Here is a 15,486-nt window from a genome sequence, read left to right on the forward strand (position 1 = left end):
GGCGTCTTCTTAATTACCTATTGGAGTTTCTCGAGAAGGGTTTCCATTTCATTGAGCTTTTCTTCAAAGACCTTGCATGCTTCCTCAACTGGCGAGGAAGTCGTCATATCGACTCCTGCCTTTTTGAGCACTTCGATCGGATAATCGGAACTTCCTGCTTTCAGGAACTCGATATACCGTTCGACAGCCGGCCCGCCTTCTTCGAGGATCTGATGACTGAGGGCTGTGGCAGCCGAGAAGCCTGTGGCGTACTGATAAACGTAGTAATTGTAATAGAAGTGAGGAATCCTGGCCCACTCAAGCCCGATCTCCTCATCGATGACGATTTCATCTCCGAAATACTTTTTGTTCAGCTCATAATATTCCTTCGTCAGGTATTCCGACGTCAAAGCAACGCCTTCCTGGGCTTTTTTATGGATATGATGCTCGAACTCGGCAAACATGGTCTGACGGAAGACCGTGCCCCTGAATCCTTCAAGATAATGGTTCAAGAGATACAGACGCTTTTTCTCATCGTCGATCGTTTTCAACAAATAGTCATTCAGGAGTGCTTCATTGCACGTCGATGCCACCTCAGCCACGAAGATGGAATAATTCCCATACGTATATGGCTGGGCACTTCTGGTGTAATAGCTGTGGACACTGTGCCCGAACTCATGGGCAAGGGTGAATAGATTATTGACATTATCCTGCCAGTTCATCAGGATATACGGATTCGTCCCGTATGCACCCGATGAATAGGCTCCGCTCCTCTTCCCTTTGTTCTCCACAACATCCACCCAGCGGTTTTCAAAACCTTCCTTCAGGACATTTGCATATTCTTCACCAAGGGGCTTGAGTCCATCAAGAATCATCTTTTTGGCTTCATCATACCCGACTTCCATTTTGACTTCCTTCACAAGCGGAGTGTACAGGTCATACATATGGACTTCGTCGAGCTCAAGGACCTTTTTGCGCAGCTTCACGTATCGCTGGAGGAGGTGCAGATTATTGTTGACGGTCTCGACCAGGTTATCATAAACCTGTTCAGGGATATTGTTGTTTGAAAGGGCTGCATGACGTGCTGAATCGTAGTTCCGAACCTTTGCAGAGAAATTATCTTTCTTCACGGTGCCGCTCAGGGTTGAAGCGAATGTGTTGCGGAACTTTCCGTACGTCTCATAGACTTTTTCAAACGCTTCTTTCCTGACTGAACGATTGCTGCTCTCCATGAAACGGATGAAACGCCCGTGAGTGATTTCCGTCACTTCCCCGTTTTCGTCTTTTATACTGGGGAACTCAAGATCGGCATTATTCAGCATTCCGAATGTGTTGCTCGATGAACTGAACACTTCGGAGGCCTGAGCCAGGAGGGACTCTTCCTTCTCATTCAGAATATGGGGACGTTGAAGGTTGATCTCTTCAAGGGCATGGGCATAAACCTTCAATTCAGGTTTTTCTTCAAGGAACGATGCAATCTTTTCCTCATCGACAGAAAGAACCTCCGGAACCAGATAGGCAAATGCGCTTCCGAGTTTTGTATAAAGGCTTTTCGCCCGATCGTCCATCCCTTGATAATGGGAGTTGGTGGTATCCTGGTCATAGCGCATATGTGAGTATGTATAAACCTTCCCCATCCGCTCAAGGATCTCATCCTGGAAGGCAAAAGCGGCATATAGTTCATCTGCTCCGTTGCCGAGCGTCCCTTTGAACTCCCCTGCCCTGCTTGAGAGCTCCTGGATCTCTTTGTATTCCTTCTCCCAGGCTTCGTCACTCGGGAAGATATCTTCGAGCCTCCATGTTAGCTCCTGCTTTACCTCGCTGCGGTTGGGCAGGCGTTTTACAGCTGTTTCATTAGACATAGTGATCCTCCATCCTCATTTTTTGCAATTTTTCCTTAATAGTACTATTCTCTCTCAACAAACGTATTCCTGCAACTAATCGGTCTCACTATACTATATGCCTAATCGTGCTGAAAAATCCGTACGGTGACGCATATAGAGATCGAACGTCTCCGGGCATTCCCACTCTTGAAGAAGTCTGCACATTCCTTCTTCCACTGTGACGATTCCCAGCTTCTCTAGTAAGGATAAGTACCAGTTGACGGCTTCCTCTAAAGGACAGCCATCTTGGTCCACAAGGGGAAGGTCCCTGACCCTCACGTCACCGCTCTCTACCCTCACAGCCAGGGCAGAAATGATCGTGTCGAGTCCTGTGTCCCCTTTCTTCAACGTATCACTCCAAAGGTAATACTGCCAGATGACAGGATGCGTTTCGATCCGGTGGTGAGGGGATAGACCTACCCATTGCGGGAGGTACAATAGAATATCCCCTGATTGGTATACTTGCCGCTTAAAAGCTTGCTCGGTTGGGTACCTGAGGATGCGTTGGATCCAACTAGTCCTTGAGCGGTCCCAAACCCCGTAGGGAAACGTCCTTACAGGTGCTTGTCCGATGGTCATGGGTATGGTGAATGTACTTACGGGAATCTTGTGAGGCCTGGAAGCATGGAAGGTATTCGCAGAAAGGGGGATGAGATTTTGGTAGAGATGAAATTCCAGTTGATCAGGGAGGAAAAGAAGAAGGAATAAGCCAAGGGGTTCTGCATGGCGCAGGAAAGCTTGCTGGAACGAAGAAAGCCTGAGTGCCCCGCTCGGTCTGGGGGCTCCTTCCGTTAGCAGCCAGATCACTTGGATGCCGAGAGACCGGTACCCCTCTGTCCGCTTCTTCAGTTCTGCTGCAGAGAGGGTCGAGCACTGGACCTCGACTGCTATTCTTGCGGTCCCCGAAGTGATGAACACATCGGCAATCTGATTGATTTCCTTTAAGAAGTACTCAACTTTCACATCTTTGAACAGGCTGTGGAACCGATCGTAGAGGATTTTCTTTCCGGAGTGGTGAAGAGTGGATTCGCCTTTTTGGGTGGCGGGGCAGTCCTGTTTGATTTGGTGGGCAAAATGGGGGATGGTCTTGCTCCCGACCTTGAGGAGCAATGGTTTACAACAGTGGGGACAAGTGATGGCGGGGGCGGATGAACGAAGCTTCAAGAGTTCTTCTCTCGAATGATGGAACGCGGTGAATAAACGGTTGTTGACATGAGCAGTCAGCATGGAACACCTCCTCCCCACTCATTCTACGAACACACTCCGATCTCCTTTCTTCCCACAAAAAAAACTTCCCCGGATTTTCCGGGAAAGTTCATAGTAACGGCGATAGCAGACGAGATGTCGATTCAAGGAACCGGTAGCCGAGGTGACGCTTTTGGAATGTATCAAGTGACAGCTCTTCGGCATGCTCCAGATCATGCTCATATTCAGTCATAAGATCAAGGGTGCTTTCCGTTTTGTATAGGAAGGCGTTGACCTCAAAATTCAAATGGAAGCTCCTCATGTCCATGTTGGACGTGCCGATCGATGCAAGCTCTCCATCCACGATGATGATTTTGCTGTGCATGAAACCCTTTTGATATTCATAGATCCTGACGCCTGCTTCAAGAAGGTCGGGGAAGTAGGAACGGGAAGCATGGAAGACAATTCTTTTATCAGGCTTATGGGGTACAAGGAGCCTCACGTCCACTCCACTGAGGGCGGCAATCTTCAGGGCTGAGAAAATATCTTCATCCGGTATGAAATAGGGTGACGCAACCCACACACTCTTTTGAGCAGATGTGATCATAGAGAAAAACAGGTTTTTCAGCACGCTGACTTCATTGTCAGGTCCCCCTGCAATCATCTGCACGCCTCCATCCCCCTCGCCAGGATCTGGAGTCAGATAGCCCGGCGTGATGAAATCGTCACTCGTCATATAGTACCAGTCCTGGAGGAAGATAAGCTGCAAGGTCCTGACGGCATCCCCTTTGACCATAAGGTGGGTATCCCTCCAAAATCCAAAGGATGGGTTCTTCCCGAGATACTCATCCCCTATATTCAACCCGCCGACAAAGCCGATGGAACCATCGATGACAATGATTTTGCGATGATTGCGGAAATTGAACTTATTGTTCAGGATGGGTATTTTAACCGGGCCGAATGGAACCATCTCGACTCCCGCTTCCTTCAATTCGGTGATATATTTCCTGGATAGCTGCCATGAGCCCACAGCGTCATATAAGAAGCGGATCTTCACCCCTTCGCTGGCTTTTTGGATGAGGACCTCCTTGATCTGAGAGCCGATGTCATCATGACGGACAATATAGTATTCAAGATGGATATGATGCTTCGCCGTCTTCAGCCAGTCCAAAATCTCCCGGAACGTTTCATCACCATTGGTCAGCACCTTCGTCGATGAAGAAAAAGAGATCGAGCTATTCCCGATTCGCCTGGCAAGACGAAAATACTTGTCCTGAAACAGATCTCGATCCATTTCCAACGGACCGGGTTCGTAGCGCAGATAGGTTTGTTTATCCAATATGTATTTTTTCTTGAACATCCGTTCCTTTCGGAAGTTCCTGCCGAACAACAGATAAAAGATGAAGCCTAGGAACGGGAATGCGCCAAGGACCACAAGCCATGTCAACGTCTGTGTCGGGTGACGGTTTTCAAAGAAGATCAAAAATCCGATCAAGATGACGGAGAAGGTGAACAACAAGCTGACATATTTGACTATACCGTGTAAATACTGATCAAAGTAGAGCAGGTAACTGATCACAAGCACCAGGAGGAATAAGAGTACACGTACCGTATTTTTCATACTCGTGAACACCTTTCAGGATGGATTCTTAAAATAAAGAAATACCGATTTCATCAGAAACCGGTATTGGGCATTATGCAAAATGTGTACGTATCGTACCGAATACATCTTCAGCCATGACCACTGTGCCATATTCCTCAAGGCGATGGACCGTCATCCGTGATTCATCGGCATATTCGAGAAGCATGCTGAGGGTATTCTCCATTTCCTCTTCCGTAAAATGTTCTTCGGAAAACTTGATGTACAGGTAATATTTATTCTCATAAGCCAATAGCTTTGTGGCCATTTGCTCCAGCGGTTGGTCTTTCATCCGGTGGGCAAGCGAGATGGCATCTTCGAAATCACGGAACGTTAGAGTGAAGTCGAGTGATGCGTCCCCTTCTCCTTCGGGATCCTGCTTGATTTGGAAATGCTGATCGAGCAGTTCTTCGATCCGTTCATCAACCGGCAGATCCTTCAGCTTTTCTTCAGGGATCGGCAGTTCAAAACGTTGACCATCCTTGGAGACCTGAGCACGGGTCACGAGGATTTCAAGGCCTTTATCGAGTGCCTGAACCTGGATCCAGAGAGGTCCTTCGATTCCGAAGTCTTCTTCCTGATGGACTTCATCCATCATCTCCCAGAATAGCTCCTCGCTCCTCTCACGGTTATACCAGATTTCTTCCCTGTCAAAACCGCGATCTTCGATATCCCCATAAGATATATAAAACTTGACTGTATTTTCGTTAATGCGTTCGATTTCCATTTGACACCTCTCCCTTCTTGCATGAAGTTAGTGAAGGGACTGCACCCTCCGAGCCTTGCAGCTCGATTGCTGGTGAAGATAGAAGAAACAGTTAGGTTAGTTTGTACCTTGTACTTCTATTTTATGTTGATTCCACTGAAATGGGAATACATTTAGCACCCATTTTACTTCACATATCCTGCTGATTAACAAGTGTTTTTGCCAGTTTAGCGGATATTTGCAGAAAATTCAAGTGATAAAACTCGTCCAATGTGAAAGGGGACCAGCTGAAAAGGATACGCAACGTACCTTCGTTAGCTGGCCCCCTTTTTTTAGAAAAGGTACCCGGCCATTTGACCGGGGCGGATATGAGTTAGTTAACCATGCGCTGAGCTTCCATGAGTTGGAATGTACGAACTTTCCTAGGAAGAAAACGTCTGATTTCATCTTCATTGTAGCCCACTTGCAGGCGCTTTTCGTCCAGGATGATCGGGCGTCTCAAGAGACCCGGATTCTGTTGGATCAGTTCGAACAACTCTTGTAGAGGAAGGGTCTCCAGGTCGACGTTCAGCTTTTGGAATGTCTTAGAACGAGTCGAGATGATTTCATCCGTACCATCCTCAGTCATGCGAAGGATTTCTTTGATTTCATCGATGCTCAATGGTTCAGAGAAAACGTTGCGCTCTGTATATGGAATCTCATGTTCTTCTAACCAAGCTTTTGCCTTACGACAAGATGTACAACTAGGTGAAGTGAATAATGTTACCACGAATCATTCACACTCCCTCAAGATTTTTTTGAAAAGATAAAGTAGAGTATTATTTAAACATATACGGTTTAATTAAAATTAGTTTAAATAAGCAATCTCTATAACGTATTATACATGAATAATGTTTTGTTGAATATACTTTTAACCAATTTGTCAATTTTCTTATACATTTGTTTAACACAGTATGATCATATCCATCTACTGAAGATATACCCCTTCTACTCACTGTTAAACATATGAGTTCATTTTCATTTAGAAAACCTTATTGCGAATCGCAATAAGGTCCGGGTATCACAGTTTTTTCAATACATCTCCGTCACGATCCTCATCCAGCGTCAGCACATCGTCGACCGACTCATAGGATTCACCGTAAAATGTTTCATCCTTATAAGTATGGATCAGTTCGTATGTTTTTTTCATGGATTCATAAATCAGTTCTTCAGGCTCATCCTGTGGTGCCCAGTAAAGGATCTCCATGGGATTCACTTCATTTGTTGCGAGGGACCTTCTTGCATACCCGATGGTCACGGCATGTTTGAACCCTTCCCGTTTATAAAACTTAAGGCGCTTTTCGGTATCGGTATCGTCATAATCCACAGGCTCTACCTCCAAGAGGATCGGTTTGTTCCTCTCTTTCAGCTTTTCGAGCAGTTTGCTGCCAAGACCTTGACCCCTGGCATCCTTGGAGACGAACAGATAATCGATGAAGATGAACTCATCGAGTTCTGCATACATAAGGACATGATACTCTCCTTCATCTTTGTGATAGATATCGCTTCTTTCTTTTAAAAGCGTTTCCATATGCTCGCGAGATTTCATTTCTTCTACAGGAAAATATTGATTTAACTTCTCATACCAATGCATGGACCTACTCCTTCTGAAAATGTTTTGCAGTACTAGATTTCTCTAAATGGTAAAATATATGTCAGATTTGAGAGAGGGGTTTTCACGCTGTAAGGTGAAAAAGGGGGATTTCGCAGACACTCTACTTATCATGATAGCAGTATGTGGGGCTTTGTCAAATGTCCTTCCCGCGGAAAGTGATGATCGCGGCTTTCATTTCTATAGAAGAAAACGGTACGGCCCATCCATTAAACCGGAAGACCGCACCGTTCATTGATCAAGGCGTGTAGTCCACACCCCGTGTGTAGGAGTTGCCTGCATCCCATAGCAGGAACTCGTTGATTCCATTATCATTGAGTGCTTTGATCTGTGCCTCCACTTCTGCTTTTCCATACGCTTTATAATTCCCCGAACCGAGCCATGAAGCCGTAAAGTCCTGCAGCCACGGACGTGAAGTAGGGGGATTCTTCAGCTCACCGAGTTTTTTATTTTCAAGCTTGGAATATTCAGCAACAAGTTTGTACGGCTCGAGATCAGGTTTGTCGATGCCAAAATAAGACGTCCAGTGACTCGGGTAGATCATGGATGAAATCACATCGACATTTTCTGAAATCTTGGAGAAATTCTGACCGATTCCCGGAGCTTCAGGCAATGTGGCACTGTAGCCGAAAATATCGACCGATACTTCAACATCATACGGCTCAAGCTGTTTATGGGCGTATTCGACAAAGTCCGTAACGGCATGCACGCGCTTTTGAACGTTATCGGAGTCTTCACTTGTGTATGTACCGCCGTCATACTTCAACTCATCGTCCCGATTTTCAAATCCTTCAGGGAATCGGACATAATCAAACTGGATTTCCTTGAATCCCATCTTCGCCGCTTCGATGGCAATACCTACATTGTAATCCCATACTTCCTTCATGAAGGGATTGACGAATGATTCCCCGCGACCGTTTTTCCATACATCATTCCCGTCTACGAATGAAAGTTCAGGTTTTTTGTTGGCCAGGACCGTATCCTTGAAGACCACTACCCTTGCGATCGGATAAATCTCCTTCTCTTCCATCGTCTTCAACACCTGTTTGGGGTCTTTAATGAAAGGTTGGCCAATATCGTGATAGGGTGATGACTTAGCCGGTACATACGTCAGATTCCCGTTATCATCTTTGATATCCACGACCATTGCATTAAGGTCTGTCTCTTCGATCAGCTTCGTCAGCTGTCCGAATTTCGAACCACCCGCTGAATGCCCCGTAACATAAATACCGCGGACGGCATCCGGATACTCAAAGTTCAAGCCGGAATCGTACTTAAAGCGGGGAGACACGCTCCCATCCTTTTCCTTCATGGCCATCGCCCTTACTTGATGCGTTCCAGCTTCTTTTCCAGTTCCTTCTGCATCTGCCACCTGAAAAGGAAGCGCACACAATACCGCGATCCCTGCTGCAGCGGCAGCCCATTTTTTCCACTTCAAAGCGAATCTCTCCTCTATTCGTCTAGTAAAATATGTATCTCCTCTATCTATTCTAACAATGAATGAACTTGAAAGAAAAGGGAAAATGGACAGATAATGTCGAAATTTCCGAAAGGTGTGGAATTGCTACCTGAATTCTGTTTCTATGATTTTCACATACATAGGATGGTTAGAAACCATGAGGATGAAAATCCGTATGATGCTGACAGTGAAAAATCATGATAGATCTCATTCAATTCATGAGAGAATGGTCATTCGGGCAAAAAAGACCCCCATTTCTGGGAGTCTTCTTTTTAATGCTTGTATTGAGCTTGATACTGAACGAATTCTTTTTCGGAACAGTAGACGAAATGTCCCGGTGCGACTTCGCGCATTTCAAGTTTGTCATCAGCTGTATAGTTATGGACAGCTGTATTATATTCTTTCCTTCTACGGTTGCGCTCATAATCAGGATCCGGTAGTGGAATAGCTGACAGGAGTGACTGGGTGTACGGGTGCAACGGGTTGTTGTAGAGGGCATCACTTGGTGCCAATTCTACGAGTTTACCGTAGTACATGACCCCGATCCTGTCACTGATGTATTTAACCATAGAAAGATCATGGGCGATGAACAGGTACGTAAGTCCCTTTTCTTTTTGAAGCTCCTGCATAAGGTTCACGACCTGTGCCTGGATGGATACATCCAGTGCCGAGATCGGCTCATCGGCAATGATGAAATCAGGTTCTACAGCCAAGGCACGGGCGATCCCGATACGCTGACGCTGACCCCCTGAGAATTCATGAGGATAGCGGCCGGCATGCTCTTTGTTAAGTCCGACTGTTTCAAGAAGGTCATGCACCCTCTTCATGCGATCTTGTTTATTTGAAGCAAGCCCGTGGATATCGATTCCTTCTGCAATGATGTCCGCGACTTTCATACGCGGATTCAAACTTGCGTATGGATCCTGGAAGATCATCTGCATTTTGCGGTTGAAGTTCTTCAACTGCGAACGGGATTTTTTCCCGTGTACATCATCACCGTTAAAGAGCACTTGACCGTCTGTTGCATCATAAAGGCGGATGATGGTCCGTCCGGTAGTCGATTTCCCGCAGCCTGATTCCCCAACAAGGCCGAGCGTTTCCCCTTTATAAATATCAAAGCTGATATCATCGACGGCTTTGACCATATTTGATTTGCCAGGATTGAAATATTGTTTCAGGTTTTTGATTTCCAATAATTTTTCAGCCATTATACGCGTACCCCCTCAACAAGTACAGGCTCTGCAAAGTTGGAAGGCATTCTGCGATACCTTACTTTCACTGCCTCTGGAGGCTCAACTTTCGGAGCATTCGGATGCAACAACCATGATTTCACATAATGTGTATCAGAAACCTGATAGTACGGTGGTTCCTGTTCAAAATCGATCTTCATGGCGTAATCGCTCCTTAGTGCAAATGCATCCCCCTTAGGTGGATTCAACAGATCCGGAGGCGTCCCGGGAATCGCACTGAGGTGCTGTTCACCGTCTGTGTCGGTCGTCGGCATGGAGCTGATCAGTCCCCATGTATACGGATGACGCGGATCGTAGAAGATTTCATCTACGGTTCCCGTTTCGACGATTTGTCCGCCATACATAACGGCTACGCGATCTGCTACATTTGCCACCACACCAAGGTCATGGGTGATGAAGATGATGGACGTATCGATTTTATTTTGAAGATCTTTCATCAGTTCAAGGATCTGTGCCTGAATCGTTACATCAAGGGCCGTCGTCGGTTCGTCGGCAATCAGGATTTTCGGATTACAAGCAAGGGCAATCGCGATGACCACACGCTGACGCTGACCGCCGGAGAACTGATGGGGATACTGTTTGAAACGGGTGTCCGGACTCGGCAGTCCGACGAGCTTGAGAAGTTCGATGGCTCGTTTCTTAGCATCCGGTTTGCTCATATTCTGGTGTTTCAATAGCGGCTCCATGATTTGCTTTCCGATTGTCATAGTCGGATTCAGGGAAGTCATTGGATCCTGGAAGATCATCGAAATATCCTTCCCGCGGATCTTTTGCATTTCCTTCTCAGGTATTTTAGCAAGGTCTTTTCCTTCGAACATCATTTCTCCGTGCTTGATGAATCCAGGCGGGTTCGGGATCAGACGCATCAGGGCTTTCGTCGTAACAGACTTACCTGACCCTGATTCCCCAACGATCGCCAATGTTTCACCTTTATCTAAGTGTAAATCCACACCGCGAACGGCTTTCACTTCTCCAGCATGAGTATTAAAGGAGACGTGCAGATTTTTGACTTCCAACACTTTTTCCATATTATATATCCCCCTTTTTCTTACTTACGCAGTTTTGGATCAAGAGCATCCCTTAGCCCATCGGCCATGAGGTTGAAGCTCAGGATGATCAATGAGATGACCGCTGATGGAATCAGCATCATATGCGGGTAGGATTGAATGGATCTGTACCCGTCATTAACCAATGATCCGAGTGATGCATTCGGCGGTGCTATACCGAGCCCGATAAAGCTAAGGAACGCTTCGGTATAGATGGCACCTGGAACCGTGAACATCGTGGTGATAATTACCGGCCCCATCACGTTCGGTAGAAGATGTTTGAAAATCAAACGATTATTCGGTGCTCCCAATGTACGGGATGCCAATACGAATTCCTGGTTTTTAAGCTGCAGGATCTGTCCACGGACAATCCGGGCCATACTCGTCCATCCTGTCAGTACCATCGCCATGGTGATCGAGAATATCCCCGGTTCAAACACCAGGATAAAGAGAATAATAACAATCAAGTTTGGTATACCCACAAGGACTTCGATGATCCGCTGCATGATATCATCGACTCTTCCACCATAGTATCCCGAGATTCCACCGTAGGAAATTCCGATCAAGAAGTCGATGACGGCCGCAAGGATCCCGATGTAAAGGGAAACTTGAGTCCCTTTCCACACACGCGTCCATAGGTCACGGCCCAAATCGTCTGTTCCGAACCAATAGTTCTCTTTGACTTGACGCGCTTCATAGACATCAAATCCTTCATGGTCCTTTCCGTCAAACGGAAGCCAGCTGATTCCAGACAGTGCTTCGATTTTCGGAGGAAGTTTGGCATGACGGATATTCTGATCAGAGAACTTATGATCATTCATCATAGGTCCAACAAACGCAAAGAACACGATAATAAGTGTAATGATCAAGCCGATGATGGTCCCTTTGCTCTTGCGCAGGCGGATCCATGCATCCTGATAGAAGTTCAAACTTGGTCGTTCAATTTTTTCAGCTTGTGCACTTGTTGCTTTTTGTCGTTGGAAGAGGTCTTTTGATAGCTGCTCTTGATTTTTTTTGTTTGGTTCCATTATTTCTTCCCTCCAACTAGACGAATACGTGGATCAATAATTCCATAAAGGATATCCACCAAGAAAATGACGGCAACAAGAAGAACACTATAGAATAATGTCACACCCATGATGACCGTATAATCATTTGTATTGATTGAACGGACGAATTGCTCCCCTAATCCGGGCACAGCAAAAATCTGTTCAATAACCATTGTTCCTGTCATGATACCGACAGTCATAGGCCCAAGGATCGTAATGATTGGAATCATGGCATTCCGGACGCCGTGCTTCACGATGACATTTGTGTTTGTTGTCCCTTTTGCTTTAGCCAACAAAATATAATCTGTGTTAAGGATTTCGATCATTTCAGTTCTCATATAACGGGCGATCGTTGCGACTACCCCTACTGTCAAAGCGAGGGTCGGAAGGATGGTGTTTTTATACTCTCCCCATAACGCTACCGGAAGCAGTTCCCATTTCACTCCCACATAGTATTGAAGAAGCGCTGCAAATACGAAAGAAGGAATTGAAATACCCAGAACGGCCAGGAATGTAGAGCCATAGTCAACCCAGGTGTTCTGTCTGATAGCCGCAATGATCCCTATAATCAAACCGACGATTGTACCTAATACCATTGCTTGGAAACCAAGTAGTGCGGAAGGTCCTATACGGTCAGCGATCATTTGAGACACCGGGCGATTGTCATATTGGAATGACAAACCCAAGTCCCCCTGTACCAGGTTCGTCATATAGGTGACGTACTGAACCGGCAGTGGATCATTGAGTCCGTATTTATCTAGGATGATTTGTTGTTGTTGCGGAGACAGTCTCTCTTGATTTGTGAGTGGAGTCCCTGGAAGGAGCTTCATCAAGAAGAATGTGGCGGTTGCAATAATAAGCAAAGTGATGATCATATAAACAATACGCTTGATAGTATATTTGACCATGCTTAGCCCCCCTTTTCTATGTTTATACTACTTCTCCATTATAGCGATAATCGACAAATTTTCAATTTATTTTTTAAATTGCGAAAATTGTCGCTTATCACTGGAAAAGGAGAGCGTATGCCTATGCATACACTCTCCTTCAGAAGGTTCAACTTAGAGCGTTTTAGTTCTCGATAGAAGCCCACTTGTAAGAGTAGTCAGCCCCAAAAGAGTGATCCAACACGTTTTTCACGTATGGACGCTCAAGGTAAGAAACACCTCGTTGGTAGATCGGGCTGATTGCTTGATCATCGAAGAGGATCTTTTCAGCATCAACCATTGCTTGCCAGCGAGCTTCTGGATCAGAAGAAAGCTCAGTCTTAGCTTGCTCGATCAATTTGTCAAATTCAGGGTTAGAGTAACCCATTTGGTTATGTGCACCGTCTGTTACGAACATATCCAGGAACGTCATCGGATCTGGATAATCCGGGCCCCATCCTGCGAAGGAGAAGTCATAGTCACCTTTTGATTCCAGATCAAGCTTTTGCTTGAATGGTTGAGCTTTGATCTTAACAGTCAATCCGTCAAGGTTTGACTCAAGTTGCTCTTTGAAGTACTCACCGATTTTCGCAGAAGCTTCACTGTCATAGTTCAATAGCTCAAGCTCTACATTGTCGATGCCAGTTTCTTTCTTGGCTTTAGCCCAGTAGTCTTTTGCTTTCTCTACATCGAAGCCACCAAATGCTTCTCCGGCAGTTTCACGGTATTCTTTACCGTCTGGACCTGTAACGAAATCTTTAGGAACGAGGTAGTAAGCTGGTACAGATCCGTTGTTCAATAGAACGTCTACCATACCTTGCTTGTCGTATGCTGAGTCGAATGCTTTACGTGCATTTTCATTTTTCAGAATCTCAGAGTTTTTAGAGTCTTGATTCAGACGAAGGAAGAATACAGATGCTTCTCCACGCGTTTTGAAGTTTTCATCATTTTTGTATTTGTCAACAAACTCAGCGCTTAGGCCAACCCTGTCGATTTTGTTTGTTTCATAAAGGTTAACTGCCGTAGTTGTATCTTTTACGATGTTGAAGTTAACTTCGTCAAGTTTAACAGTGTCAGCATCCCAATAATCTTTGTTTTTCGTAAGTTTGAAGCTTTGTTCATGCTTCCACTCAGAAAGTGTGAAAGGTCCGTTGTATACTGCTGTATCAGCTTCTAGACCGTATTTGTCGCCTTGTTCTTCAATGAACTTTTGGTTTTGCGGGTAGAATGTTGCGAAAGAAAGCAATGCTTTGAAGTAAGGAACTTCTGTTTCCAATTCGATTTCAAGAGTCTTTTCATCAAGTGCTTTGATTCCAAGCTCTTCAGGTTTTGCTTTACCTTCGTTTACTTTAGAAGCATTTTTAACATCAGACATGATGTACGCATACTCAGCTGCTGTGTCTGGATTTAGAACACGTTGCCATCCGTATACGAAGTCTTGTGCAGTGACAGGGTCACCGTTAGACCATTTTGCATCACGTAGCTTGAATGTATACTTTTTACCGTCTTCACTTACTTCAGGCTCTTCAGCAGCGATACCCAGCTCAGCCTCATCGTTTTCACCAAGGCGGTAAAGACCTTCATACACCTGGTTCATAACGTTGAATGATACTGCATCCGTTGCAAGAGCTGAATCCATTGACGGGATTTCGGAAGCTTCGGCAAGATTCAATACTTGCTCGTCTTTCGTATCAGATCCCCCAGCTGCCCCTTCTTTTTTGCCGTCAGTCTTCTTGTCTCCGCCACAGGCAGCCAAGAAAGTACTCACAGCTAGAAGAAGAACCAGTAATAAAGAAAACTTTTTCTTCATCTTGAAATTGACCTCCTCATACTTCTCATATTTATTTATCTTCTAATTTTCAGAAGATTTGTTACTTATTATACATGATAGAGATATTTTTGCAATACGAATTTAACAGTTTTTTTGCTAAATAATCAGTTTACTAGGTAATAAGGTGTTAAAACCTTGCTATATAAGGGTTCTATACACAAAATAAGGGTTGTTTGTCCCATTACAAATGTTACAATCAACCAATTAAACCAGCGATTTTCCTCCTGTTTTTCCTTCTTTATCGGAAGAAAGCGTTCTCCATTCCTCATTATAATTATCTAGGAAGGCGGATAGATATAAAAAACTGTGAATTCGTGCTCTTGCTTCCTTTTCAAACCCTGAACGCTTCGGGTATACTTCTATAAGAAGACAGCATGCCTCCCCTTTCTACCGGAGGGAAGGCTTGAAACTATTTCGGAAGTGAAGGTGCAACATGATGAAACGTTTACGCGTCCTGCCGCTGATCACCTTGCTCTACCTCGCAGCGGTTTATCTTGTCCGCTATATGAACGGATCGGATCTGCTCCTTTCCCTCATTGACACTTTATTCATCGTCGGAATTTCTTATGCATCCGTTGCTGCCCTGATGTTTGTTTTTCAGAACGGATTCTTGAACGGGATCCTGTATGCGTTCAGACGTTTCAGGTCAAGATCGAAAAAAGATGAATACGTGGCGCAGTTCGATGAGATGGAGGAGCGGAAAGAAATACACGAGGTGTATGCAGTGAGAGAACCATTCCGTCTGACGGCACCTCTTTTTTATATCGGGATCCTCTCCCTTGCCGTCTCCCTGATCCTTTCATACTCTCTCTATACTTGATTTCGCCTCTTATTTTTCATATAATGGCTTTTGCATATATGAAACAGGCTTTGACAAAGAGT

At 45.2% G+C, this 15,486-nt stretch carries 13 protein-coding genes and 1 other annotated feature (1 of these 14 running past the window's edge); of the genes, 1 reads left to right on the plus strand and 12 read right to left on the minus strand.

The genetic code is table 11. The features are described from left to right. Positions 1-17: 17 nt before the first annotated feature. From pepF to ACNA6I_RS08690, 12 genes are all read right to left on the minus strand, one after another. Positions 18-1,841: an oligoendopeptidase F gene (pepF, locus tag ACNA6I_RS08635; RefSeq protein ID WP_416313166.1), complete on the minus strand. Its 1,824-nt coding sequence runs from the start codon at positions 1,839-1,841 to the stop codon at positions 18-20. Between the two features lie 93 nt (positions 1,842-1,934). Continuing rightward, positions 1,935-3,089 (minus strand): competence protein CoiA, encoded by a 1,155-nt coding sequence (locus tag ACNA6I_RS08640; protein ID WP_416313167.1) that lies wholly within the window; start codon positions 3,087-3,089, stop codon positions 1,935-1,937. Between the two features lie 88 nt (positions 3,090-3,177). Beyond that, positions 3,178-4,668 (minus strand): cardiolipin synthase, encoded by a 1,491-nt coding sequence (gene cls, locus ACNA6I_RS08645; protein ID WP_048015482.1) that lies wholly within the window; start codon positions 4,666-4,668, stop codon positions 3,178-3,180. 73 nt (positions 4,669-4,741) lie between these two features. Then, positions 4,742-5,413: an adaptor protein MecA gene (gene mecA / locus ACNA6I_RS08650; protein ID WP_048004317.1), complete on the minus strand. Its 672-nt coding sequence runs from the start codon at positions 5,411-5,413 to the stop codon at positions 4,742-4,744. Positions 5,414-5,765: 352 nt separating this feature from the next. After that, a complete protein-coding gene (gene spxA / locus ACNA6I_RS08655; RefSeq protein WP_048004318.1) occupies positions 5,766-6,161 on the minus strand; it encodes a transcriptional regulator SpxA in 396 nt (131 codons plus the stop codon). A gap of 291 nt (positions 6,162-6,452) precedes the next feature. Next, a complete protein-coding gene (locus ACNA6I_RS08660; RefSeq protein WP_048004319.1) occupies positions 6,453-7,025 on the minus strand; it encodes a GNAT family N-acetyltransferase in 573 nt (190 codons plus the stop codon). A 256-nt stretch (positions 7,026-7,281) separates the two neighbouring features. Beyond that, a complete protein-coding gene (locus ACNA6I_RS08665) occupies positions 7,282-8,481 on the minus strand; it encodes a putative glycoside hydrolase (RefSeq protein WP_416313168.1) in 1,200 nt (399 codons plus the stop codon). A gap of 293 nt (positions 8,482-8,774) precedes the next feature. Next, positions 8,775-9,710, minus strand: a complete 936-nt coding sequence (locus tag ACNA6I_RS08670; RefSeq protein ID WP_048004320.1) for an ABC transporter ATP-binding protein — start codon at positions 9,708-9,710, stop codon at positions 8,775-8,777. Further along, positions 9,710-10,780 (minus strand): ABC transporter ATP-binding protein, encoded by a 1,071-nt coding sequence (locus ACNA6I_RS08675; protein WP_048012973.1) that lies wholly within the window; start codon positions 10,778-10,780, stop codon positions 9,710-9,712. Before ACNA6I_RS08675 ends, ACNA6I_RS08670 begins: the two co-directional genes overlap by 1 nt. A 20-nt stretch (positions 10,781-10,800) precedes the next feature. Further along, positions 10,801-11,826 carry an oligopeptide ABC transporter permease gene (opp3C, locus tag ACNA6I_RS08680; protein ID WP_048012972.1) on the minus strand — a complete coding sequence of 342 codons (1,026 nt, stop codon included), beginning with the start codon at positions 11,824-11,826 and terminating at the stop codon, positions 10,801-10,803. Next, the gene (gene opp3b, locus ACNA6I_RS08685) at positions 11,826-12,755 is read right to left on the minus strand and encodes an oligopeptide ABC transporter permease (protein ID WP_048004323.1); all 930 of its coding nucleotides are present in this window, start codon (positions 12,753-12,755) and stop codon (positions 11,826-11,828) included. Before opp3b ends, opp3C begins: the two co-directional genes overlap by 1 nt. A gap of 163 nt (positions 12,756-12,918) precedes the next feature. Further along, complete coding sequence (locus tag ACNA6I_RS08690) at positions 12,919-14,583, minus strand: peptide ABC transporter substrate-binding protein (RefSeq protein ID WP_048012971.1); 1,665 nt, start codon at positions 14,581-14,583, stop codon at positions 12,919-12,921. A gap of 454 nt (positions 14,584-15,037) precedes the next feature. Between ACNA6I_RS08690 and ACNA6I_RS08695 the strand changes: the two genes are divergently transcribed. Beyond that, positions 15,038-15,424, plus strand: a complete 387-nt coding sequence (locus ACNA6I_RS08695) for a DUF3899 domain-containing protein (RefSeq protein WP_048004325.1) — start codon at positions 15,038-15,040, stop codon at positions 15,422-15,424. Positions 15,425-15,465: 41 nt separating this feature from the next. Further along, positions 15,466-15,486 (plus strand) — a binding site (T-box leader); it runs 212 nt beyond the window's last position.

Origin of the sequence: Rossellomorea sp. FS2 (assembly GCF_047915635.1) — a bacterium.
In the GTDB taxonomy this organism is placed as follows: domain Bacteria; phylum Bacillota; class Bacilli; order Bacillales; family Bacillaceae_B; genus Rossellomorea; species Rossellomorea marisflavi_A.

Coding starts and splice junctions, on each gene's coding strand:
- pepF (WP_416313166.1), bottom strand. CDS start 1,841: ATGTCTAATGAAACAGCTGTAAAACGCCTGCCCAACCGCAGCGAGGTA.
- ACNA6I_RS08640 (WP_416313167.1), bottom strand. CDS start 3,089: ATGCTGACTGCTCATGTCAACAACCGTTTATTCACCGCGTTCCATCAT.
- cls (WP_048015482.1), bottom strand. CDS start 4,668: ATGAAAAATACGGTACGTGTACTCTTATTCCTCCTGGTGCTTGTGATC.
- mecA (WP_048004317.1), bottom strand. CDS start 5,413: ATGGAAATCGAACGCATTAACGAAAATACAGTCAAGTTTTATATATCT.
- ACNA6I_RS08660 (WP_048004319.1), bottom strand. CDS start 7,025: ATGCATTGGTATGAGAAGTTAAATCAATATTTTCCTGTAGAAGAAATG.
- ACNA6I_RS08670 (WP_048004320.1), bottom strand. CDS start 9,710: ATGGCTGAAAAATTATTGGAAATCAAAAACCTGAAACAATATTTCAAT.
- ACNA6I_RS08675 (WP_048012973.1), bottom strand. CDS start 10,780: ATGGAAAAAGTGTTGGAAGTCAAAAATCTGCACGTCTCCTTTAATACT.
- opp3C (WP_048012972.1), bottom strand. CDS start 11,826: ATGGAACCAAACAAAAAAAATCAAGAGCAGCTATCAAAAGACCTCTTC.
- opp3b (WP_048004323.1), bottom strand. CDS start 12,755: ATGGTCAAATATACTATCAAGCGTATTGTTTATATGATCATCACTTTG.
- ACNA6I_RS08690 (WP_048012971.1), bottom strand. CDS start 14,583: ATGAAGAAAAAGTTTTCTTTATTACTGGTTCTTCTTCTAGCTGTGAGT.
- ACNA6I_RS08695 (WP_048004325.1), top strand. CDS start 15,038: ATGATGAAACGTTTACGCGTCCTGCCGCTGATCACCTTGCTCTACCTC.